The 16,775-nt window shown below is 61.1% G+C and carries 12 protein-coding genes and 2 tRNA genes; 3 read left to right on the top strand and 11 right to left on the bottom strand.

Annotated features, from left to right (window positions below):
• Positions 1 to 49: 49 nt before the first annotated feature.
• The gene (gene rimO, locus FW796_RS02365) at positions 50 to 1,387 is read right to left on the bottom strand and encodes a 30S ribosomal protein S12 methylthiotransferase RimO (RefSeq protein ID WP_011059594.1); all 1,338 of its coding nucleotides are present in this window, start codon (positions 1,385 to 1,387) and stop codon (positions 50 to 52) included.
• A 381-nt stretch (positions 1,388 to 1,768) separates the two neighbouring features.
• Here rimO and FW796_RS02360 point away from each other — a divergent pair, with 381 nt between their 5' ends.
• Positions 1,769 to 3,610 carry a potassium transporter Kup gene (locus FW796_RS02360; protein WP_373873504.1) on the top strand — a complete coding sequence of 614 codons (1,842 nt, stop codon included), beginning with the start codon at positions 1,769 to 1,771 and terminating at the stop codon, positions 3,608 to 3,610.
• Between the two features lie 166 nt (positions 3,611 to 3,776).
• Here FW796_RS02360 and FW796_RS02355 read toward each other — a convergent pair whose 3' ends face one another.
• The 5 genes from FW796_RS02355 to FW796_RS02335 form a co-directional block, all read right to left on the bottom strand.
• Positions 3,777 to 4,016 carry a DUF3077 domain-containing protein gene (locus tag FW796_RS02355; RefSeq protein ID WP_446438964.1) on the bottom strand — a complete coding sequence of 80 codons (240 nt, stop codon included), beginning with the start codon at positions 4,014 to 4,016 and terminating at the stop codon, positions 3,777 to 3,779.
• Positions 4,017 to 4,452: 436 nt separating this feature from the next.
• On the bottom strand, positions 4,453 to 5,751 hold the full coding sequence (locus FW796_RS02350; RefSeq protein WP_446438963.1) for a virulence factor family protein: 1,299 nt from the start codon (positions 5,749 to 5,751) through the stop codon (positions 4,453 to 4,455).
• Complete coding sequence (mprF, locus tag FW796_RS02345; protein WP_041116286.1) at positions 5,751 to 8,399, bottom strand: bifunctional lysylphosphatidylglycerol flippase/synthetase MprF; 2,649 nt, start codon at positions 8,397 to 8,399, stop codon at positions 5,751 to 5,753. Before mprF ends, FW796_RS02350 begins: the two co-directional genes overlap by 1 nt.
• Before the next feature lie 277 nt (positions 8,400 to 8,676).
• A tRNA-Met gene (locus tag FW796_RS02340) sits at positions 8,677 to 8,753 on the bottom strand.
• 202 nt (positions 8,754 to 8,955) lie between these two features.
• Positions 8,956 to 9,032 (bottom strand) — tRNA-Met (locus FW796_RS02335).
• A gap of 294 nt (positions 9,033 to 9,326) precedes the next feature.
• Here FW796_RS02335 and dinB point away from each other — a divergent pair.
• The gene (gene dinB / locus FW796_RS02330) at positions 9,327 to 10,394 is read left to right on the top strand and encodes a DNA polymerase IV (protein ID WP_346635874.1); all 1,068 of its coding nucleotides are present in this window, start codon (positions 9,327 to 9,329) and stop codon (positions 10,392 to 10,394) included.
• A 77-nt stretch (positions 10,395 to 10,471) separates the two neighbouring features.
• Here the strand turns inward: dinB and FW796_RS02325 are convergent, their stop codons facing one another.
• The 4 genes from FW796_RS02325 to FW796_RS02310 form a co-directional block, all read right to left on the bottom strand.
• Positions 10,472 to 11,422 carry a hypothetical protein gene (locus FW796_RS02325; protein WP_123727721.1) on the bottom strand — a complete coding sequence of 317 codons (951 nt, stop codon included), beginning with the start codon at positions 11,420 to 11,422 and terminating at the stop codon, positions 10,472 to 10,474.
• 17 nt (positions 11,423 to 11,439) lie between these two features.
• On the bottom strand, positions 11,440 to 13,155 hold the full coding sequence (locus FW796_RS02320) for a proline--tRNA ligase (protein ID WP_346635873.1): 1,716 nt from the start codon (positions 13,153 to 13,155) through the stop codon (positions 11,440 to 11,442).
• A 129-nt stretch (positions 13,156 to 13,284) separates the two neighbouring features.
• Positions 13,285 to 14,850 carry an AmpG family muropeptide MFS transporter gene (locus FW796_RS02315; RefSeq protein ID WP_346635872.1) on the bottom strand — a complete coding sequence of 522 codons (1,566 nt, stop codon included), beginning with the start codon at positions 14,848 to 14,850 and terminating at the stop codon, positions 13,285 to 13,287.
• A gap of 42 nt (positions 14,851 to 14,892) precedes the next feature.
• On the bottom strand, positions 14,893 to 15,246 hold the full coding sequence (locus FW796_RS02310; protein ID WP_346635871.1) for an MGMT family protein: 354 nt from the start codon (positions 15,244 to 15,246) through the stop codon (positions 14,893 to 14,895).
• Between the two features lie 159 nt (positions 15,247 to 15,405).
• On the opposite strand from FW796_RS02310, the gene FW796_RS02305 reads away from it, so the two are divergent.
• On the top strand, positions 15,406 to 16,413 hold the full coding sequence (locus tag FW796_RS02305; RefSeq protein WP_346635870.1) for a DUF481 domain-containing protein: 1,008 nt from the start codon (positions 15,406 to 15,408) through the stop codon (positions 16,411 to 16,413).
• Positions 16,414 to 16,532: 119 nt separating this feature from the next.
• Here FW796_RS02305 and FW796_RS02300 read toward each other — a convergent pair whose 3' ends face one another.
• Positions 16,533 to 16,742, bottom strand: coding sequence for a cold-shock protein (locus tag FW796_RS02300; protein WP_002554837.1), 210 nt, complete (start codon positions 16,740 to 16,742; stop codon positions 16,533 to 16,535).
• Positions 16,743 to 16,775 lie beyond the last annotated feature (33 nt).

Below are 16,775 nucleotides of genomic sequence, written 5' to 3'. Positions count from 1 at the left end.
AAGCCCCGCATCTCGTCGCGAGAGCGGGGCTTGGCAGTTTTTTTACGCCTTACAGGGTTTCGGCCCAGAGGTCGTATTCGTCGGCGTCGGTGACCCGGCACCAGACCTTGTCACCCGGCTTCAGGTCGCCTGCACCGTCGATGAACACGTTGCCGTCGATTTCCGGCGCATCGAAGAAGCAGCGGCCCACGGCGCCATTCTCGTCGACTTCATCGATCAGCACTTCGATTTCCTTGCCGATGCGCTGTTGCAGGCGTGCCGAGCTGATTTCCTGCTGGTGCGCCATGAAGCGCTCCCAGCGGTCCTGCTTGACCTCGTCCGGGACCACTTCCAGGTCCAGGTCGTTGGCCGGTGCGCCTTCCACCGGCGAGTACTGGAAGCAGCCGACGCGGTCCAGCTGGGCTTCGGTCAGCCAGTTCAGCAGGTACTGGAAGTCTTCCTCGGTTTCGCCAGGGAAGCCGACGATAAAGGTCGAACGGATGATCAGCTCGGGGCAGATCTCGCGCCAGTTCTTGATTCGCGCCAGGGTCTTGTCTTCGAAGGCCGGACGTTTCATGGCCTTGAGCACTTTCGGGCTGGCGTGCTGGAACGGGATATCCAGGTACGGCAGGATCTTGCCGGCGGCCATCAGCGGGATCAGCTCGTCAACGTGCGGGTACGGGTACACGTAGTGCAGGCGCACCCAGACGCCCAGGGTGCTCAGGGCCTCGCACAGTTCGGTCATGCGGGTCTTCACCGGCGCGCCGTTCCAGAACCCGGTGCGGTATTTGACGTCGACGCCGTAGGCGCTGGTGTCTTGGGAGATCACCAGCAGTTCCTTGACCCCGGATTTAACCAGACGCTGAGCCTCGTCGAGCACATCGCCCACTGGGCGGCTGACCAGCTTGCCGCGCATCGACGGGATGATGCAGAAGCTGCAGCTGTGGTTGCAGCCTTCGGAAATCTTCAGGTAGGCGTAGTGTCGCGGGGTCAGCTTGATGCCTTGTGGCGGCACCAGATCGATCAGCGGGTTGTGGTCCTGTTTCGGTGGCACCACTTCGTGCACGGCGTTGACCACCTGCTCGTACTGTTGCGGACCGGTGACCGCCAGCACGCTAGGGTGCACGTCACGGATATTGCCTTCTTCCACGCCCATGCAGCCGGTGACGATGACCTTTCCGTTTTCCTTGATGGCTTCGCCGATCACTTCCAGGGATTCGGCCTTGGCCGAGTCGATGAAACCGCAGGTGTTGACCACCACGACATCGGCGTCCTGGTAGGTGGACACAACGTCATAGCCTTCCATGCGCAGTTGAGTAAGGATGCGCTCGGAGTCGACCAGAGCTTTTGGGCAACCCAGGGATACGAAGCCGACTTTCGGGTTGGCCGGCGCGGAGGGGGTGGACATGTCTAACCTCGGTATTGGGTGTCGAGCCACTTGGGGGGCAAGTGCGACGGTTGGGCGCTGGCTGCGCCTCTGATCAAAAAGTGCGCAATTCTAGCGATGGTCGACGCGCTTGACCAGCTTTATGCAGGGGAAATACGACCAGCGCTGGACTATGCTTCGTCCCGTTATGCCCGGTTGCTTTCATACGGCGTTAGTTGGCGCCTTAGTGGTAATAAGAATCTGCAAATTACATGGCAAACTGCGCAACTTAAGAGAATAGCGCTTGTATAACCTTGCGCTTTCTATATAAGAAGCCCCGGTCTTGAGTAGTAGGAGTCATTGATGGGTCAGGCAAGTAGTCAGGCGGCGAGTGGCGAGCACTCCGGGGGCAAGCCTCTGGGAATGCTGGTGGCGGCGGTCGGGGTGGTGTATGGCGATATCGGCACCAGTCCGCTCTACACCCTCAAGGAGGTGTTTGCCGGCCATTATGGGGTTCAGGTCAATCATGACGGGGTGTTTGGCATCCTGGCCCTGATTTTCTGGTCGTTGGTCTGGGTCGTCTCGATCAAGTACGTACTGTTCGTCCTGCGGGCCGACAACCAGGGCGAGGGCGGCATCATGGCCCTGACCGCGCTGGCCAGGCGGGCTTCCGGTTCCTATCCACGCTTGCGTTCGATGCTGGTGATTCTGGGCCTGATCGGGGCGGCGCTGTTCTATGGCGACAGCATGATCACCCCGGCGATTTCCGTGCTGTCGGCGGTCGAGGGCCTGGAGCTGGCATTCAGCGGCCTGGAACACTGGGTGGTGCCAATGGCGCTGGTGGTACTGGTGGCCTTGTTCCTGATCCAGAAACACGGCACTGATCGCATCGGCAAGCTGTTTGGCCCGGTGATGGTGGCCTGGTTCGTGGTCCTGGGCGGGCTGGGGGTCAATGGCATTCTCCAGCACCCGGAAGTGTTGCAGGCGTTGAACCCGATGTGGGGCGTGCGCTTCTTCATTGTCCATCCGGGCATGGGGGTCGCCATCCTCGGGGCGGTGGTTCTGGCATTGACCGGTGCCGAAGCCTTGTATGCCGACATGGGGCACTTCGGGCGCAAGCCCATTGCTCGGGCCTGGTTTGCCCTGGTGCTGCCGGCGCTGGTGCTGAACTACTTTGGCCAGGGCGCGCTGCTGCTGGAGAACCCTGAAGCCGCCCGCAACCCCTTCTACCTGCTGGCGCCGAGCTGGGCCCTGATTCCGCTGGTGGTGCTGGCCACTTTGGCCACAGTGATCGCGTCCCAGGCGGTGATTTCCGGGGCCTTCTCCCTGACTCGTCAGGCGATCCAGTTGGGTTACATCCCGCGGATGCACATTCAGCACACTTCCAGCGCCGAGCAGGGGCAGATCTACATCGGCGCGGTGAACTGGGCGCTGATGGTGGGTGTGATCCTGCTGGTGCTCGGTTTCGAGTCCTCCGGTGCCCTGGCTTCGGCCTACGGCGTGGCGGTGACCGGGACCATGCTGATTACCAGCATCCTGGTGTCGGCAGTGATCCTGCTGCTGTGGAAGTGGCCGCCGATGCTGGTGGTGCCGCTTCTGGTGGGATTCCTCCTGGTGGACGGGCTGTTCTTCGCTGCCAACGTGCCGAAGATCTTCCAGGGCGGTGCCTTCCCGGTACTGGCGGGGATCGTGCTGTTCATCCTCATGACCACCTGGAAGCGCGGCAAGGAATTGCTGGTGGATCGCTTGGACGAAGGTGGGCTGCCGCTGCCAATCTTTATCGGCAGCATCCGCGTACAGCCGCCACATCGGGTACAAGGCACCGCCGTGTTCCTCACCGCCCGTCCGGACGCCGTGCCCCACGCCTTGCTGCACAACCTGCTGCATAACCAGGTGCTGCACGAACAAGTGGTGCTGTTGACGGTGGTTTACGAGGATATTCCGCGTGTGCCTGCACAGCGGCGCTTCGAGGTGGATTCCTACGGCGAAGGCTTCTTCCGGGTGATCCTGCACTTTGGTTTCACCGATGAACCGGACGTCCCGGAAGCACTGAAACTGTGCCACCTGGACGAGCTGGACTTCAGCCCCATGCGCACCACGTACTTCCTCAGTCGTGAGACCGTGATCGCCTCCAAACTGGTGGGCATGGCCCGCTGGCGCGAAGCGCTGTTCGCCTTCATGTTGAAGAACGCCAACGGCAACCTGCGCTTCTTCAAGCTGCCGGTGAACCGGGTGATCGAACTGGGTACTCAGGTCGAGATGTAATCCTGACCAGACAAAAGCCCCCGTTGCCTTGCGGCAGCGGGGGCTTTTTCGTTTCACGGCCCTGTAGGAGCGAGCTTGCTCGCGATGACGGACTGGGCATCGACATCGATACTGATGCCTGAACGGTTTCTTCCAGAGCCTACTGACCGCGCGACCGCCCCGGCCTTTACGCGGCTAGCGCCTGCACCACATCGTCCACCACCGCCTTGCCCATGGCGGTCAGGTAGTGCGCTGCCCAGGCGTGGCGGTCGCTGTCCTTGCTGTAGGCAGCGTCCTCGGCAAAGGCCTTGGCCAGGGACAGCAGGCCGGGGCTGACCTGGAACAGCGGGCGTTCCGAGCAGTAAAGGAAAGTGCTTAAGACGATAGTTTTCAGATCTGACAGTTGAGGCGGGTTCGCATTGTTCATGGTCCAACTCCTGAATTTGAGGAGCTACCACGTTCGTTTCCAAGCGAATGGGTGGCAGCTGTACGCAGGTTGGAAAACCGGGAATCCAGGAAACCGGCAGACCCGAAGGTCTCCCACGCACAGCCGCCATAACAGATGGATTGCAGGTGCCAAATTCGCCTGCAATCACTATGGGGTGCTAGTTGCCCAGACTCTTCGGGTTTCCAAGCCCGGCCGCTGAATGCTCAGCGACACCCGGAGCCTAGCCCGTCGAAGCGCAGGCCAGCAAGGCAGCAAAGTGCCCAAAACGCACCCCCTACACAACTCTCGGAGTTTGCCTACAAGCTGCGCGGGAGTCATCCGCCATTACGCGCGCTTCAACGAGGCAACTAGACAGCTGATGTAAAAAAGCCCCTGCAACCTGAGGCTGCGGGGGCTTTGTCGGGCTAGGCTCAGCTCACTCTTGAGCGGTGGCCTGATCCTTGGCCTGGCGCTTTTCGATGGCGTCCACCAGGCGCTTGGCCAGCGCCGGGTAGTTCTCATCGAAGTGATGGCCGCCTGGCAGTTTCATGGCTTCACCGACCGCAGTCTTGTCGGTGCAACCGCTTTCGTCGACTTCTTCCTCACCGTAGATGCACACCACCTTGGCGGCGGGGAGCTTGGCCATTTCCGGGCCGGTGGCGGCTTCCTTGCCGGCATTGCCCAGCCAGCCTTCGACTTCGATCTCGAAGCTGCCGGTACGGGCGAAGGCCAGCAGGATAATGGCGTCGATGCGCTGCTGTTCGGCTTCCGGCAGGCGGTTGTAGATCGCTGGCAGCACGTCGGCGCCGAAGGAGTAGCCGGTCAGCACGAAGCGCTTGGTGCCCCACTTCTGCCGGTAGTGTTGCATCAGCTCGGTGAGGTCGACGGCGCTTTGCTCAGGCGTCTTGTGCTGCCAGTAGTAGCGCAGGGTGTCGATGCCCACCACCGGGTAGCCGATCTTGGCCATTTCACCCGCCACGTCACGGTCCAGGTCGCGCCAGCCGCCGTCGCCGGAGAGGAACAGGGTCACGGTGTCCTTGGTCTGGCCGGCCGGGACTTCCACCACGGGAATGTTCAGGCCGCCGTTGTCCGAGCCTACCAGCAGTTTGCGCAGCTCATTGTTCAGCACTTGCGGCAGGTGAATGTCGTAGTCGCTGATGCTGGTGGTGGCGTTGGGGGTGTCGCGGACGAAACCGGCGCTTTCATCGTCGGGGTTGTCGTTCCAGGCCACCAGCCAATGGCCGTGGGCCAGGGTCTTGGGCAACGGATCGGTGCAGCCCGGGGCCGGGTTGATGGTGAAGCCAACTGACACTGCCTGGGCCTTGTCGTCGTTCTGGGAGGCGATCCAGCGCCAGGCCAGGGCGGCGCCCGGGCCAATGCCGCTGACCAGGGTGGCTGGGCCGTTGAGCTGGGGCAGGGCACTTTGCAGGGCTTGTTCCTGCAGTTTGCAATCGTCCTTGGGCAGGATCACCTGGACGATCTGCGCCGCGCCGCTGCGGCTCAGGGCCAGCAGTTGTTTGTCGGTCAGGGTCGAATCAGGCAGCACCGCCACCACCACCCGGGCCTTGGCCTTGGTGCCTGGGGTCACTCGGGTCAGGGTCGAACCGTCGGCCTGGGTCAGTTGTTCCAGGGTGGGTTCAGGGGCGGGACGGTTCCACCACCAGTAGCCGCCACCCGCAATCAAAGCCAGCACCACCAGTGTGGCCAGCAGATACCGCCAAGAGCGTTGAATCATCAGCGTTTCACCAATCCAGTCAGGCCGCCTGCGATCAGGGCGGCGGTGTCGGCCAGTGCCACCAGCGGGTCGAGCCCGGCCGGCACGGCCATGTAACGGGGTTCCCAGTCGGGCTGGAACTTGTCTTTGAAGCGGCGCAAGCCTTGGAAGTTATACAGTTGCTCGCCGCGACGGAAGACCATCGAGCCGAGGCGTTGGGTCAGCGGCGCGCCACGGCGGGGTTGCAGGCCGGACAGCGGCACCATGCCCAGGCTGAAGCGGGCGTATCCATGATTTTTATAATGCTGGATCAGGCCGACCATCATGAACTCCATGGTCAGCTTCGGCGCGTCCGGGTGCGCGCGCATCAAGTCGAGGCTGGCCAGGTCATGGCCGTAGGTCTCGAGCAGGTTGGCGAAGGCCACCGGGCGTCCTTCAAAACGAATGATGGCGATGCGGAAGTGCTTCAAGTAGTCGTCGCTGAAACGGCCCAGGGAGAAGCCTTTCTCGCGGACATTCTTGCCGGTCAGCCAGGCGTCGGAGATCACCTTCAGCTCGTCCATCGGTGCTTGCCCGGGTTCGTGGATCTCCAGCGACAGGCCGTCGCGGGTGCCGCGGTTCCAGGTGTAGCGCAGGTCCTTCATCTCTTTGCCCTTGGCTTCGAGATCAAAGCGTTTGAGGTCAACCCGGGCTTCTTCACCAAGCTTGATCGCGGTCAGGCCGATGTCCATGTAGTAGGGCAGGTTCTCCGCCCGTACCTGGTAGAACACCGGGCGCGCGTGGTGCAGGTCGCACAGGTCGCGGAACTGCCAGATCATTTCCGCGCGCTGCTGGGTCGGGCCGATGGGGTCGTACAGCGCCACCAGGCTGCGGCCGCGGCGAGCGTACATCAGGAAGGCGTCGTCGTTGGGGTGGAACAGCAGCGCCTTGTCCCCGGTCAGGGCCAGGCCACCATCGGGTTGAGAGGAGGCCATGAGGATCTTCGCGGCCTTGTCCAGCTCGTCGCTGGTGGGCAGGTGGATGACCGGGCGTGCGGTGCGCAGCAGCCAGGTCAGGGACACCACCAGCAACAGCACCGCGGCTCCCAACAGCGAGCGCAGGCCCCGGGGGGCGTCGGCGTCGAGGGTGAACTGCCACCACAGTTGGTGGCTGTAGGGCACGTCCTGATAGGCGAATAGCAGCAGCCAAATGGAGGCACCGAGCACGCAGACGCTGGCCACCAGGTACAGCGGCGAGAAGGGCAGTTCGGTGAGGCGGCTAGGGCGATAGAACGAGCGCCGGAACACGGCCAGCAGGCTGGCGGTGAGGGTCATCAGGCAGGCTTCTTCCCAGTCAAAGCCTTTAAGCAGAGAGAGCAGGGCGCCCACCAGCAACAGAATGGTGGTGAGCATCCAGGCGGCGGACAGGCGCCGGCGCAGGCCTTGGGCCAGCAGCAGGCAGAGCACGCCGATCAGGCTGGCGCCGAAGTGCGAAGCGTCCACCAGGCGGTGGGGAATCAGGAAACCGATGTGCTGCAGGCGGGTATCGATTTCCGGGGTGGCGCCGGAGAACAGCAGCACCACGCCGGAGAGGAACACCAGCACCGCCAGGATCGGCGCCGCCAAGCCGGAAGCTACCCGCAGGGATTGCCGGGTCTGGAACAGGCGCTGGGCTTCGTTGATCAGCAGCAGGACGCAGGCCACCAGCATCGGCAGCACCACGTAGATCAGGCGATACAGCAGCAATGCTGCCGCCAGGGGCGCGGCACCGAGCTTGTCGGCGAACGCCGCCAGCAGGATGGCTTCGAACACCCCGACGCCGCCGGGCACATGGCTGAGCACACCAGCGGCCAGGGCCAGCAGGTACACCAGCAGGAAGGCGCCGAACGGCGGTGCCTCCGGCAGCAGCAGGTAGAGCACGGTGGCGGCTGCGGCGACGTCCAGGGCGGTGATGATCAGTTGCAGGAAGGTCAGGCGGCGTCCAGGCAGGCGCAGGGTGCGGCGCCCGACCCGGACCAGCAGGTTGTCGCGCAGGGGCTGCTCCGGCAGGCGTCGGCGATAGATACCGACCGCCAGTACCGCGCCCAGCAGCAGGACGGCAATGGCAATGCCGGCCAGCAGGCTTTCAGGCAGGCGCAGGGCCGCCGAGGCTGCTGGCAAGTTGCTCAGGGTGGCCAGGGCCGCCAGCGGTGGCAAGGCACAACCCAGAGAGAGGCTGGCAAACAGGGTCATGTGTGCAACGTCGGAGGCCCCCAGCCCGTGACGTGCATACAGGCGATAACGTACCGAACCGCCGGACAGCAGCGACAGACCGATGGCGTTGCCGATGGCGAAAGCGGTGAAGCCGCCCAGGGCCAGGGTGCGGCCGGGCAGGTTGACCCCGGCGTAACGGCTGGCGGACCACTCGTACCCCAGCAGAATGATGAAGCCGACGATGGTCGCGCCCAAGGCGCCGAGCAGGGCCGGCTTGGGCACCTCGAGGATCGAATCGTGCAGGGCGTAGAAGTCCAGCTCGCTGAGCAGGTGACGGCAAGCGATCAGGGCAATGGCGAACAGCAGCAGGGTTATGGCCAGGCCCAGGGGTTGGCGGTACTTGCTCAACAGGTCCAGCCAGCGCAAGCGAGTGGCTGTCACAGGTTGAGTGGCGGTAGTGGTATCGCTGTCTTGTGAATCAGACGTGTTGGCGCGCATCAATCACCTCGTGGATTGTGCGCGACAGGATGGGGGTATCCAGCCAAGTTACCAATCCCTGTAGAAAAAATAGTTTCAAATATTAACGCGTCTCACCGTGGCCCGGCGACCCTGGGCAATGGCCACCGGGTGGTCGCTCGAGACAGAGCATAGCTCGCATCTTGAAGGGTCGAAGCATCGCTAACGGCTCGCAACACTTTGCCAGGTCATTGTTGCGAAAGGACTTTTTCAACAGATACAAAAAAGGCCACTCTTTCGAGCAGCCTTTTTTGATGTTTGGTTGCGGGAGCCGGATTTGAACCGACGACCTTCGGGTTATGAGCCCGACGAGCTACCAGACTGCTCCATCCCGCGTCTGTGTGGCGGCATTCTACAGGCGAACGACTGAGTGTCAACCGTTAATGGTCCAATAGGTCAAATAAACGTCGAATGGCCAGTTCTGTCTCTTAAGTCATCGACAGCTAAAGAGTTTTGCTTGTGCCATGTTTGAGAGGGCGCAGTACAAAACAGCCACGCACAAAAAAGGCCACTCTTTCGAGTAGCCTTTTTTGATGTTTGGTTGCGGGAGCCGGATTTGAACCGACGACCTTCGGGTTATGAGCCCGACGAGCTACCAGACTGCTCCATCCCGCGTCTGTGTGGGCGAATTCTACAGCGTCGCGAGATGCTGTCAATCAATAAATTTTAAAAAAGGCTTCCGGTTCAATCGCTTAGCGTCCGGCCTGAGGTGTTTTAGGAGGCTTCGACCTAGGTAAAACGTGGCTTGTAGCTCTATTGATGAGTTTGTGGTCATTGAGAAAATAAATTCACTCCGCCGCTGTGCTCGTTGATCTGAGATGCAAGGTACTGGTGCTATATACAGGTGTCGGTAGATACTGGCTGCCCGCTTTGATTTCAACGTCGGCCTTTAATGATCTCTGCCTTTATATGATGCAGCGCAAAATCATCCACATTGACTGTGATTGCTTCTACGCCGCCATCGAAATGCGCGACGACCCGCAACTGGCCGGCAAGCCGCTGGCAGTGGGTGGTTCCGCAGATCGACGCGGGGTGATCGCCACCTGCAACTACGAGGCGCGGGCCTATGGCGTGCGCTCGGCCATGTCGTCGCGGCATGCGCTGACGCTGTGCCCGGACCTGGAGATCGTCAAGCCGCGCATGGATGCCTATCGCGAGGCATCGAAAGAGATTCATACGATCTTTCGTGACTACACCGACCTGATCGAACCCTTGTCCCTGGATGAGGCCTATCTGGATGTCTCCGATAGCCCGAACTTCGCCGGTAGCGCCACGCGCATTGCCCAGGACATTCGTCGGCGGGTCTCCAATCAGCTGCATATCACGGTGTCGGCCGGCGTCGCGCCCAACAAGTTCCTGGCCAAGATCGCCAGTGACTGGAAAAAGCCCAACGGATTGTTCGTGATTACCCCGGATCAGGTGGAGGATTTTGTCTCCGAACTGCCGGTGAGCAAATTGCATGGGGTGGGCAAGGTCACGGCGGACAAACTGGGGCGCCTGGGTATCGTCGACTGCCTGCAGTTGCGTGATTGGAACAAGCTGGCCCTGGTGCGCGAGTTTGGCAGTTTCGGCGAGCGGCTGTGGAGCCTGGCACGAGGGATCGATGATCGGCCGGTGCAGAATGACAGCCGGCGGCAGTCCATCAGCGTGGAAAACACTTACGACGTGGACCTGCCCGATCTGGATAGCTGCCTGCAGAAACTACCGGAGCTGATGGAGACTCTGGCAGGGCGCATTGCACGTATCGACAGCAGTTATCGGCCGGGCAAACCCTTCGTCAAAGTGAAGTTCCACGACTTTACCCAGACCACTCTTGAGCAGGCGGGGGCCGGACGGGATCTGGAGAGTTATCGGCAGCTGCTGACCCAGGCCTTCAAGCGTGGCGGCAAGCCAGTGCGGCTGTTGGGGATTGGAGTGCGACTGCAGGATCTACGTGGTGGTCACGAACAGCTGGAGCTGTTTCGGGGCGTGTTGTAGGCGCTGGCTGGCTGGCGAATTGGGCGTCGCGATTGATCCGCGGCGTGGTATTCGCCGGCAAGCCGGCTCCTAGTGAATCAGTGACCGGGATCGGCGACCAGACGGCCGGCGTTCTTGGTCAGGGACTTGAGAAACTCGCTCTGCAGTTCCGGATCGTTGCGGGTCAGCTCGATCAGGCTCTGCTCCAGCTCGCTGGCTTCTTCTTCCAGCCCCAGCTCCGACAGGCGCTTGACCCGGTGTACCCACTGGCTCACTTCGTCATCTTCCAGGTCGTCGTAAATCAGTGCGTGGGCTTCCAGTAGCTTGCCGCGAAGGCTGCTGCTGAGACTCAGGGATGAGTCGGAATGCACTTCGTCCTGAGCATCCTCGACGCTGATCTGCAACTTGCCGATGTGGTTCAGGTCCTGTTCGGAGAACGGGTTGTCCAGCAGGTTCAACCGCAGCACACCATTGCGATCGGTACTCAAATCGTAGGTTTGCTTGCCGGCTTTGACCTGCACTGGACGCTCGCTCCAGGGCAGGCTCGAATACTCCAGGCGCTTGTCACGCTGGACTTCATCGATGGCCGCCAGGTTCTGCTGGGCGCGACCGTGGGACGGCATGTTCATGAACGGGTTGAGCCCGGACACGCCATAGCTGACCCAGTCCTTGGTGACGCTGTCTGGCAGGTTGCCCAGAGCAAACACGTTGACCACATTGGCGCCGACGCCGGCCACCAGGGCCACCGCGCCCAGCGGGATCTCGTAGATTTCCCGCCAGGGTTGGTAGGGCGTATAGCGATCGTAGCGGCGAGTGACCTCGAACTCAGTCACTTCGAAGGTCTTCTGCTCGTGGATGCGTACCCGGCGTTGCGGCAGCTCAAGCACCTTAGGCTCACCGACATCGATCTGCAGGCTATGGTCGAGCAATTTGCGCTCGACCCGCTCCTCGTGCTCGCTGCGTTGTGACATCTGGTTGGCACAGCCGCTGACCAGCAGGGCGCCGCACAAGGCGGCGCCACCGAGGCTTAAGGTGTTTCGCTTGAACATGACTTCTCTATCTGGTTTCAGCGACGGATACGGGCTTGGAGGAAGGACAGGACATCGGCCACTGGCAGCGCTTGCGCCTGGGCTTCGGTACGGCTCTTGTATTCCAGGTTGCCTTCGGCGAGGCCGCGGTCGCTGACCACGATCCGGTGAGGAATGCCGATCAGCTCCATGTCCGCGAACTTGATGCCCGGGCTGGTCTTTTTGTCGCGATCGTCCAGCAGCACTTCGAAACCGGCGGCAGTCAGTTCTGCGTAGAGTTTGTCGGTGGCTTCGCGAACCTGCTCGGTTTCGTAGCGCAGTGGCACCAGGGCGATCTGGAACGGCGCCAGGGTGTCGCTCCAGATGATGCCGTTTTCATCGTTGTTCTGCTCGATGGCAGCGGCCACCACGCGGGACACGCCAATGCCATAGCAGCCCATTTCCAGGGTGACCGGCTTGCCGTTCTCGCCCAGCACTTCGCACTTCATCGCCTTGCTGTACTTGTTGCCCAGCTGGAAGATGTGCCCGACTTCGATGCCGCGCTTGATTTCCAGGGTGCCTTTGCCGTCCGGGCTCGGGTCGCCGGCCACCACGTTGCGCAGGTCGGCAACAGTTGGTACGGGCAGGTCACGTTCCCAGTTGACGCCGAAGTAGTGCTTGTCGTCGATGTTGGCACCGATACCGAAGTCGCTCATCAGCTCCACCGAACGGTCGATGATGATCGGCAATGGCAGGTTCAGCGGACCCAGGGAACCAGCGCCGGCACCAATGGCGTCGCGCAGTTCGGAGTCCGTGGCCATGACCAGCGGGCTGGCTACGCCAGGTTGCTGGGCGGCTTTGATTTCATTGAGCTCGTGGTCGCCACGGATCACCAGGGCGATCAGCTTGCCTTCTTCCTCGGCGCGCACGATCAGGGTCTTGATGGTCTTTTCAATCGGCAGATTGAATTTTTCCACCAGGGCCGAGATGGTCTTGGTTTCTGGGGTGTCCACCAGGCGCAGATCTTCAGTCGGCGCCGGACGGGAGGTTTCCCGTGGCACGGCTTCGGCTTTCTCGATGTTCGCCGCGTAGTCGGAACCGTTGCTGAAGACGATATCGTCTTCGCCGGACTCGGCCAGCACATGGAACTCGTGGGAGCCGGCACCGCCAATCGAGCCGTTATCGGCTTCCACCGGGCGGAAGTTCAGGCCCAGGCGGCTGAACACGTTGCAGTAGGCCTGGTGCATGCGGTCGTAGGTGACCTGCAGCGATGCCTGGTCGGCGTGGAAGGAGTAGGCGTCCTTCATGATGAACTCGCGACCGCGCATCAGACCGAAGCGTGGGCGGATCTCATCACGGAATTTGGTCTGGATCTGGTACAGGTTGAGCGGCAGTTGCTTGTAGCTGCTCAGCTCGTTGCGGGCCAGGTCGGTGATCACTTCTTCGTGGGTCGGGCCGGCGCAGAAATCGCGACCGTGACGGTCTTTGAAGCGCAGCAGCTCAGGGCCGTATTCTTCCCAGCGACCGGATTCCTGCCACAGCTCAGCCGGTTGAGTGCTCGGCATCAACACTTCAAGCGCGCCCGCGGCGTTCATTTCTTCGCGAACGATGGCTTCAACCTTGCGCATTACCCGCAAGCCCATCGGCAGCCAGGTGTACAGGCCGGAAGCCAGTTTACGGATCATGCCGGCGCGCAGCATCAGCTGATGGCTGATCACGACCGCGTCGGAAGGCGTTTCTTTCTGTGTGGCGAGCAAATATTGACTGGTGCGCATGGTAGGCCGTTGTCGGTTGCTGAAGACTGGAAGTGACGGAGCATTGTACGGGCGAGTTCCGCTGGCGTACAGGATTGCGCTTTGAGGGGGCGGGAGCCGCGGAGAAAAGCCTGCAACTCCCGGGATTTTCTAGGATTCTTCGCCCGCGACAGCGCCCTTGGCGGGCTGCTCCGACGGGTCTTTCGGTCCGGCGCGACGGCTCTCCTGGAACCAGTGAATTGCGATCAGAATCAGCGTCGGCACCCCGAGTATCGAAGTGATGAGGAAGAAGTCGTGATAGCCGAATTTTTCCACCATGACCCCGGAATAGCCGCCGATCAGGCGTGGAAGCAGCAGCATGATGGAGCTGAGCAGGGCGTATTGAGTGGCGGAGAACTTGAGGTTGGTCAGGCTCGAGAGGTACGCGACGAAGGCGGAAGTGGCCATTCCTGAACTGAAGTTGTCCAGGGAAATGGTGACAATCAGCATTTTCAGGTTCGGGCCCATGTCGGCGAGCATGAGGAACAGCAGGTTGGTGCCGGCGGACGCGGCACCACCGATGAACAGGATCGGCAGGATGCCGAAGCGCACGATCAGCAGGCCGCCCATGCCGGCACCGAGCAGGGTCATGATCAGGCCGAAGATCTTGCTGACTCCGGCAATCTGGTCCTTGGTGAAACCCTGGTCGATATAGAACACATTGGCCATCACGCCCATGACGGTATCCGACATGCGATAGGTGGCGATCAGACCGAGCAACAGAAAGGCTTGCCAGCGGTAGCGCAGGATGAAGTCGTTTACCGGGGTCAGCACCGGCGCCAGGCCCCGACGGCCCATGGCTGACAGGCACAGGGTGCTGAGCGTGATGTAGAGGATCGCCCGCAGGAAGGCCCGGTCTTCCAGCAGCAGGTCCAGCAGGCTCACGCCGTCGAAGATCACACTGGCGAAGTCGGTGTTGTAGAGCTGGGTAAAGGTGGCTGGCACCGAAACCAGGAGCACGATCAGGACGAATACCGAGATCAACTGGTGGGCGAAGCTGTAGCGCCCTGCCGACAGTTGGGTGCGCAATGGCACCGCAGGTTCACGCATCAGCAGGGTAGTGATCAGTGCTGGAATCATCAGTACGCCGAACAGCACATAGGTACCGGTCCAGGCTGAGTGCTTGTAGCTGAAGCCGGTTGAGCCAAAGCCTTCGGCGAAAAACAGGGCGCCGGCGGTGGCCAGCAGTACCGCGACCCGGTAACCGGACATATAGCTGGCGGCCAGGGCGGCCTGTCGACTGTCGTCGGCGATTTCCAGGCGGTAGGCGTCGATGGCGATGTCCTGGGTCGCCGAAGCAAAGGCAACGACCACCGCAATGGCAATCAGCCAGGAAAGGTGTTTTTGCGGGTCGCAAAAGCCCATGCCGATCAGGCCGAGAATCACCAGGACTTGGGCCAGTACCAGCCAGGAGCGACGTCGGCCGAGCTTGCCCAATAGAGGCAGGCGCCATTGGTCGAGCAGCGGCGACCACACCCATTTAAAGGCATAGGCCAAACCGATCAGGCTGGCGTAACCGATGGTTTCACGGGCCACACCGGCCTCGCGCAACCACACCGAAAGAGTCGAGAACACCAGCATGTAAGGCATGCCGGCAGCGAAACCAAGCAGCAACAGCACGAGCGTCGAGGGGCTGGCATAGGCGGCAAGTGCGGCTCGCCAGGTTTTACGGGGCATGGGCTGAAGTCTGCCTCAGATTACGGAAACAAAGCGCGCACTCTAACCGCTGTGCTCTACCGGGCGCCAGCCATGGCACTGAATATCCACGCGATTGTTCAGGATAGAGACACCTTCGTCGCGCAGTCTGGCGCGTTGCTCGTCGCCTGATGGGCTGCCGACGGGCAGGCTGATGCGGCCCCCGGCGCCGAGTACCCGGTGCCAGGGCAGGCTGGTATCGGCGGGTAACTGACTGAGGGTGCGTCCAACCCAGCGTGCGGCCCGGCCCAGACCGGCCATTTCCGCCAGTTGGCCATAGCTGACGACCTTGCCTTCGGGGACTTGGGCCAGGGTCAGGTACAGCGCCGTGCGTCGGATTTGCGCGGGGTTTTGCGAGTCTTCGCCGTGTTCGGTCACTTTCGCGGTTCCAGATAGAGGAAGGGGCGCTGGTCGGTTGTGAGGGTGAAATCTGGATGAGTATTGAACTCACTCTCGATACTCGGGTCACTCCTGACTAAGGCTTGTTCAGCAGGAATAATGCCGTTTTTTTTCGCAAGATCGAGTCCTGTATTGCTTATGTTGCCTAGAACGTTGCTGTGTTTCGCGGTGCTCAGCGCCTCCATGCCTGCCCTGGCCGATACCGTCTGGTTGAAGAATGGTGATCGGTTGAGCGGCAAGATCAAGGTTTTCGACGGCGGTAAGCTGTTGATCCAGACCGATTACGGTGGTGCTATTTCCATCGACTGGAAGCAGGTCAAGACCCTGGAAAGCGATCAGGAGTTGCTGGTCAAGCAAGATGCTTACATCGGGGAAAAGGCCAAGTCGTTGCAGGCGGCGGAGGAGGGCAAGGTCGTCCTGGCCAACGGCGAGGCGCCCAAGACCGTGGAGCTGGCCAGCATTCAGCAGATCATGAAGCCCAAGCCGCTGGTAGAGGACATGGTGTGGAAGGGTAATGTCGACGTGGCCATGGACTACAAGCGTGCAGAGAAGGACACCGATGACTATGACATTGACTTCAAGACCTCGGCGCGCCATGGCGCTTGGCGCCACAACGCCCAGGGCGAGTACAACCGCGAGTTCCAGAATCATGTGGTGACCACCGACAACTGGAGTGCCGAGTACGCTCTGGACCGCTTCATCACTGAGAAGTGGTTCTGGGAAGGACGCCTGACCTATAAGCGCGACAAGGTCGAGGATCTGGCACGGCAACGGGTGGTGGGTACGGGTCCCGGTTACCAGTTCTGGGACGATGAGCTGGGGGCATTTTCCTTGGGCTCGCTGCTCAACCGCACGGATTACGAGTACGCCGATGGCGGCAAGGACAGCTTCTATTCACTCGCGATGAAGTGGGATTACAACCGCTACCTGATCGGCAAGCGGGTGGAGTTCTTCACCAATGGTGAAGTGGGCAGGCCGCTTTCCGGGGTCGCCGACTACGCGCTGGATGCGGAGATGGGGCTGCGCTACAAGGTTACGGACTGGGCATCGCTCAACCTCAAGGCGGAAAAGGATCTGATCCGCGGTACCGAGGACAGCGACCTGGACAAGACCCGCTATACCGTGGGCTTCGGCGTGACTTGGTAACTTGGTGCTGGCCAGGTGCATTCGTCAGGATGCGCCTTGGCTGCTGGTAGCAAAAAAAATCTGCGGGCACAAAAAAGCCCCGCTGTTGAGGGCGGGGCTTTTTACTGGATCAGTACAAGTTAGATAACTTGAACTTCTTCAGCTTGCATGCCTTTCTGACCGCGGGTAGCGATGAAAGAAACCTGTTGGCCTTCTTTCAGGCTTTTGAAGCCGTCGGATTGGATAGCTTTGAAGTGTACGAACAGGTCGTCACCGGATTGTGGAGTGATGAAGCCGAAGCCTTTTTCATCGTTGAACCACTTAACGGTACCGGTTTGGCGATTAGACATGGTGTATCTCCTTGGACAAAGTTAACTGCGACT

The sequence above is a fragment of the Pseudomonas sp. 910_21 genome, from assembly GCF_052850735.1.
The sequence above is the reverse complement of the archived record's forward strand: the minus strand, read 5'-3'. Positions and strand labels throughout refer to the sequence as shown.

Excerpts from the sequence above, each read along its gene's own strand:
- rimO (WP_011059594.1), bottom strand. The coding sequence starts at position 1,387 with ATGTCCACCCCCTCCGCGCCGGCCAACCCGAAAGTCGGCTTCGTATCC.
- FW796_RS02360 (WP_373873504.1), top strand. The coding sequence starts at position 1,769 with ATGCTGGTGGCGGCGGTCGGGGTGGTGTATGGCGATATCGGCACCAGT.
- FW796_RS02355 (WP_446438964.1), bottom strand. The coding sequence starts at position 4,016 with ATGAACAATGCGAACCCGCCTCAACTGTCAGATCTGAAAACTATCGTC.
- FW796_RS02350 (WP_446438963.1), bottom strand. The coding sequence starts at position 5,751 with ATGATTCAACGCTCTTGGCGGTATCTGCTGGCCACACTGGTGGTGCTG.
- mprF (WP_041116286.1), bottom strand. The coding sequence starts at position 8,399 with ATGCGCGCCAACACGTCTGATTCACAAGACAGCGATACCACTACCGCC.
- dinB (WP_346635874.1), top strand. The coding sequence starts at position 9,327 with ATGATGCAGCGCAAAATCATCCACATTGACTGTGATTGCTTCTACGCC.
- FW796_RS02325 (WP_123727721.1), bottom strand. The coding sequence starts at position 11,422 with ATGTTCAAGCGAAACACCTTAAGCCTCGGTGGCGCCGCCTTGTGCGGC.
- FW796_RS02320 (WP_346635873.1), bottom strand. The coding sequence starts at position 13,155 with ATGCGCACCAGTCAATATTTGCTCGCCACACAGAAAGAAACGCCTTCC.
- FW796_RS02315 (WP_346635872.1), bottom strand. The coding sequence starts at position 14,850 with ATGCCCCGTAAAACCTGGCGAGCCGCACTTGCCGCCTATGCCAGCCCC.
- FW796_RS02305 (WP_346635870.1), top strand. The coding sequence starts at position 15,406 with ATGTTGCCTAGAACGTTGCTGTGTTTCGCGGTGCTCAGCGCCTCCATG.
- FW796_RS02300 (WP_002554837.1), bottom strand. The coding sequence starts at position 16,742 with ATGTCTAATCGCCAAACCGGTACCGTTAAGTGGTTCAACGATGAAAAA.